The 713-nt window shown below is 46.0% G+C and carries 3 protein-coding genes; all 3 read right to left on the reverse strand.

The genetic code is table 11. From position 1 onward, the window contains the following. Positions 1-226, reverse strand: a 226-nt coding sequence (locus tag MRX98_RS21855; protein ID WP_246915316.1) for a type II toxin-antitoxin system VapC family toxin, incomplete at its 3' end; no start/stop codon positions are given. After that, positions 219-467: an AbrB/MazE/SpoVT family DNA-binding domain-containing protein gene (locus MRX98_RS21860; RefSeq protein WP_246915319.1), complete on the reverse strand. Its 249-nt coding sequence runs from the start codon at positions 465-467 to the stop codon at positions 219-221. The genes MRX98_RS21860 and MRX98_RS21855, both read right to left, overlap by 8 nt. A 42-nt stretch (positions 468-509) precedes the next feature. Beyond that, positions 510-713 (reverse strand): hypothetical protein (locus tag MRX98_RS21865; RefSeq protein ID WP_246915322.1); only part of this gene is annotated, 204 nt, incomplete at its 5' end.

Below are 713 nucleotides of genomic sequence, written 5' to 3' on the forward strand. Positions count from 1 at the left end.
CCTCGGCTATATCGGATTTGCCGGCCCTGAGAGGCCCTTGCATGACCTCGGCAACAGAAAGTATCGAAAAAACGGCTGATGCGTTCCCACCTTCTATCATGGCAAAGAGTTCCCGCGACAGGTGGTGGTATGGCTCCGTCATTTCAGTCAAATAGATGATAATGTTACTGTCGACGAGTATTCTTCTGCCACGGACAGACTTTTTCAATGTTTTATCGTCAATCATCGGTTCTATCTTTCCGTTCCGAATCAATGAAGGCGTCAACTTTTTCCGGTGTATCCCCTATGGTGTGCTGCGTAAGGCCCTCTAGTTTATGCGTAAAAGATTCCACTGTTTCAAGTGTCAGTCGATCATTTTCTCTGTGGATGAGGACCCTGCTGCCGGGTTTGATATTCATCTCCCGGCGAATTTGGGCAGGCAGGACGATGTAGCCTCTTTTCGAAACAACGACACTTTCAGATTTCATGTTGCATATCTCCGTTATTGCAGTTATATAAACAATATGCAGCTATGCAATAATTGTCAACCAATCTGAAATTTTGCAGCGAAATACCAGCGGCGAGAAACCAAAAATAGACCCCAAACTGAATTTGTGAGGTACGCCCCCGACTTCGTGAACTACTTTCCCGTCCCCTACTTTCCTGCAATTTGTATCAAAATGGAGCACAATGGCAAAAGCTGAATTTCTGACGTACGTCCCCAACTTCCCTCC

Origin of the sequence: Desulfatitalea alkaliphila (assembly GCF_022968795.1) — a bacterium.
Taxonomy (GTDB): domain Bacteria; phylum Desulfobacterota; class Desulfobacteria; order Desulfobacterales; family Desulfosarcinaceae; genus Desulfatitalea; species Desulfatitalea alkaliphila.

Coding starts and splice junctions, on each gene's coding strand:
- MRX98_RS21860 (WP_246915319.1), bottom strand. CDS start 467: ATGAAATCTGAAAGTGTCGTTGTTTCGAAAAGAGGCTACATCGTCCTG.